This window comes from Streptomyces sp. NPDC053367, assembly GCF_044545925.1.
Taxonomy (GTDB): Bacteria; Actinomycetota; Actinomycetes; order Streptomycetales; family Streptomycetaceae; genus Streptomyces.
Genome location: NZ_JBITYN010000025.1, coordinates 1 through 4,447, shown reverse-complemented (window position 1 = coordinate 4,447; position 4,447 = coordinate 1). Strand labels below are relative to the sequence as shown.

2 protein-coding genes are annotated in these 4,447 nt (G+C 76.9%); both read left to right on the top strand.

Going from position 1 to position 4,447, the window contains the following annotated elements:
• A partial coding sequence (locus ACIGXJ_RS36950; protein WP_399655283.1) for an SDR family NAD(P)-dependent oxidoreductase occupies positions 1 to 4,188 on the top strand: 4,188 nt, incomplete at its 5' end.
• A 70-nt stretch (positions 4,189 to 4,258) separates the two neighbouring features.
• Positions 4,259 to 4,447, top strand: a 189-nt coding sequence (locus ACIGXJ_RS36945) for a beta-ketoacyl synthase N-terminal-like domain-containing protein (protein WP_399655280.1), incomplete at its 3' end; no start/stop codon positions are given.

Sequence of the window (4,447 nt, the reverse complement as noted above, 5' to 3'; positions counted from 1 at the left end):
CCCTGGCCCACCACCCACCACCCCCGCCGCGCCGCCATCAGCAGCTTCGGCATCAGCGGCACCAACGCCCACCTCATCCTCGAACAAGCCCCGGACGACTCCGACCTGCGCCGGCCCACGCCGGACGACGGCCGGCCGCTGCCCTGGGTGGTGTCGGCGGCGAGTGAGGCCGCGCTGCGCGACCAGGCGAGGGCGCTGCTGGAGCATGTGGGCGAGCGCGCGGACCTGAGCTGTACGGATCTGGCGCACGCCCTGGTGACCACCCGGGCCCTGCACCCGCACCGGGCGGTGCTGGTCGGCGCGCGACGGGCGGACTTCGAGGCGCAGTTGCGCGCGCTCGCCGAGGGCGGGGAGGGCGGCGAGGCGGCCGGGCGGACCGTGACCGGCCGGGCCTCGGGCGGGGCGAAGGTCGTGTTCGTCTTCCCCGGGCAGGGCTCCCAGTGGGCCGGCATGGCACGCGAACTCCTCGACACGGCTCCGGTGTTCGCCGCGCGCATGCGGGAGTGCGCGCAGGCGCTCGCCCCGTACACGGACTGGTCGCTGCTGGACGTGGTGGGCGAGGCGCCGGACGCGCCGTCGCTGGACCGGGTCGACGTGGTGCAGCCGGTGCTGTTCGCGGTGATGGTGTCGCTGGCCGCGCTGTGGCGCTCGGCGGGCGTGGAGCCCGACGCCGTGGTCGGTCACTCGCAGGGCGAGATCGCCGCCGCGTGTGTGGCGGGCGCGCTGTCGCTGGAGGACGCCGCCCGGGTGGTGGCACTGCGCAGCCGCGCCCTGACGGCGCTGTCGGGCGGCGGCGGCATGGCGTCGGTGCCGCTCGCCGAGGAGGACGTCGCCGCGCGGATCGCCCCGTACGGCGGCAGGTTGAGCGTGGCCACGGTCAACGGGCCGGCCGCGACGACGGTGGCGGGCGAGCCCGCGGCCCTGGACGCGCTGACGGCCGAACTGGCCGCGCGGGGCGTCGAGGTGCGCCGGATACCGGTGGACTACGCCTCGCACTCGCGGCAGGTGGAGGTGATCGAGGCGGAGTTGCTGCGGCTGCTGGACGGCATCGCGCCGCGCACCGCGCGGGTGCCCTTCCACTCCAGCGTGACGGGTGAGGAGGTGGACACCGCGGGCCTGGACGCCGCCTACTGGTACCGCAACCTGCGGCAGACGGTGCGGTTCGCGCCGACGGTACGGTCGCTGCTGCGGACCGGGCACCGGCTGTTCGTGGAGGTCAGCCCGCACCCCGTGCTCGCGGCGGCCATCGAGGACACCATCGGGGCCGAGGGCACGCGGGCCGCCGCCGCGGTCGGCACCCTGCGGCGGGAGGACGGCGGCTGGACCCGCTTCCTGACGTCGGTCGGCCGGGCGCACGTCGAGGGCGCCGACGTCGACTGGCAGGCGCTGCTGCCCACCGCGGTCCGGCGCATCCCGGCCGACCTGCCCACCTACCGATTCCAGCGGGAACGCCACTGGCTGACCGAGTCCGCGCGGGCGGACGTCACCTCCGCCGGGCTGAGCGACGCCGGCCATCCGCTGCTCGGGGCGCGCACCGAACTCGCCGACGGGCGCGGGATGTTGTTCACCGGGCTGCTCACCGCCCAGGCCCTGACCCCGGTCCTCGGCGAACCTGCCCCGGACGGTGCCGTGCTGTCCGCCGGCCTCGTCACCGAACTGGTCCTCCACGCGGCCGACCAGGCGGGATGCGGCGGCGTCGAGGAGCTCACGCTGCACGCCCTGCCGCAGGCTCCCGCCGGGCAGGACGCGCTCGGGCTCCAGGTGGCCGTGGGGCCCACGGACGACGAGGGGCGCCGGGAGGTGTCCGTGCACGGGCGGGCCGCGGAGGGCCCGTGGCGCCGCCTGGCCTCCGGCACACTGCGGGACACCGCGCCCGCGCCCGGCGCCCGCCTGAGCGCCGACGCCCCATGGCCGCCCGCCGGGGCGCGGCCCGTCGGCCTCGACGGGCCGGACGACAGCGGCGCGGACCGGGTCCTGTGCGGGCTGTGGCGCGCGGGCGAGGAGGTGTACGCCGAACTGGAACCGGCCGCCGCGGAGCCGGACGACGCGGACGCCCCTGACGGCGGGCTGCTCCCGCCCCTGCTCCTGGACGCGGTCGTACGCGCGCTGGAGTGCGTGGCCGGCCCGGTGCGGGCGGCTTCCTGGTCCGGCGTACGGCTCGACGCCCGGCCCGCGGGCACCCTGCGGGTGCGGATCGCCCCGGCCGGACCGGACGGCTACGCGGTGGCGATGACCGGCCCGGCCGGTGAGCCCGTGCTGAGCGTCGCCGCGCTGCGGGTGAGCCGAGACCCCGCGCTCACCGGCACGACGGGTGCCGGCGACGGGCTGCTGCGGGTCGGCTGGGAGCCGGCGGCGGCACGTCCGCAGGGGCGGCCCCGGTCCTGCGCGGTGCTCGGCCCGGACCCGCTCGGCCTCGCCGCGGATGCCGCCGTGGTCACCGCCGACGACCCACGGGAGCTGGTCGCGGTCCGGCCCGACGTCGTCCTCGTGCAGCTCCCGTCCGGCGCGCCCGCCGACGACCCGGCCGAGGCCACGCACCGCAGGGTGGCCGACGTGCTCGGCCTGCTGCGGTCCTGGCTGGCCCACGGCACCGAGTCCCGGCTGGTGTTCGTCACCCGGGGCGCCGTGGCGGCGGACCCCGGGGACCCGGTCGACGACCTGCCCGGCGCGGCCGTATGGGGTCTGGTACGCAGCGCCCAGTCCGAGCACCCGGGCAGGTTCGCGCTGCTCGACGCCGACGCGGAGGCCGACCCCGGGGCGGTGCTGGCGGCCGCCGGCCTGGACGAACCCCAGCTCGCCCTGCGCGGCGGGGGCCTGCTGGTGCCACGGCTGCGCAGGGACACCCGGCCGGCCGCCCCGGCCCCCGCGCCGAAGGACGGCACCGTCCTCGTCACCGGCGGCACCGGCACCCTCGGCCGGCTCGTCGCCCGCCGCCTCGCCACCCGGCACGGCGTACGGCATCTGCTGCTCGCCGGCCGGCGCGGCCCGGACGCCGAGGGTGTGGCCGAACTCGTCGCGGAACTGGCCGAGTCGGGCACGCGGGTCAGCGTGGCGCGCTGCGACACGGCCGACCCGGAACAGCTCGCCGCGCTGCTGGCCGCCGTACCGGCGGAGGCACCGCTGACCGGGGTGGTGCACGCCGCGGGGGTCCTCGACGACGCCACCGTGGAGGCCCTCGACGCAGGGCAGGTGCGGGCGGTGCTGCGCCCGAAGGCGGACGCGGCATGGCACTTGCACCGGCTCACGGCCGGGCTCGACCTGTCGTTCTTCGTGCTGTTCTCGTCGGTGGTGGGCACGGTCGGCGCACCCGGACAGGCCAACTACGCGGCCGCGAACGCCTTCCTGGACGGCCTGGCCGCCCACCGCAGGGCCCAGGGGCTGCCCGGCACCTCGGTGGTGTGGGGGCCGTGGGCCGAGCGCAGCGGCATGACCCGGCACCTGAGCGACGCCGACCTGGGCCGGCTCGCGGGGTCCGGGGTGGCGCCGCTGTCCACCGAGCGGGCGCTGGCGCTGTTCGACGCCGTCCTGGCGGGCACGCGGACCCAGCCGGTCGCGGCCGAGCTGGACCTGGCCGCGCTGCGCGAGCGGGCCGGCGCCGGAGACGTACCACCGCTGTTCCGCGCGCTGGTGCGGCCCCGCGTCCGGCGGCCGGCCGGCGAGCGGCAGGCGGGGCAGGAGGGGTTCGCGGCCCGGCTGGCGGAGCTGACACCCGCCGAACGGGAGCGTGAGGTGCTCGAGCTGGTCCGCTCGTACGCCGCGGCCGCGCTCGGCCGGGCCGAGCCCGTCGACCCCCAACGCCCCTTCAAGGAACTGGGGTTCGACTCGCTGACCGCGGTGGAGCTGCGCAACCGGCTGGCCGCGCGGACCGGTCTGAAGCTTCCCACCACGGTCGTCTTCGGCCATCCCACGGCCGCCCTGCTCGCCGAGCACCTGCGGCAGCTGCTGCTGCCGGACGAACCCACCGGAGCGGCCGCCGTACTGGCCGAGCTCGACCGACTGGAGGCAGTGATGGCCGCCAACCCACCGACCGGGCACGAGGAGACGGACCGGGAGCGCATCACCACGCGGCTACGGCATCTGCTGGCGAACCTCAACGATCCGCAGCAGCCGCGCGGCAACCTCGGCGACTCGATCCGCAGCGCGACGACGGAGGAGATCCTCGCGCTCATCGACAGCAGGAACCACTGACGGCGCGCGCCACGACAGCCCGCCCCACTCACAGCGCACGGCACACCGTAGAGGTCACCCAGGGGGACCGATGACGAACGAAGAACGGCTCGCGGAGTATCTGAAGAAGGTCACGGTCGACCTGTACGCGGCGGAGGAGAAGCTGCGGGAGGCCGAGGAACGCGCCCATGAGCCGGTGGCGGTGATCGGGATCGGCTGCCGCTTCCCCGGCGGCGTCACCTCACCCGAGGAACTCTGGCAACTCCTCATCGAAGAACGC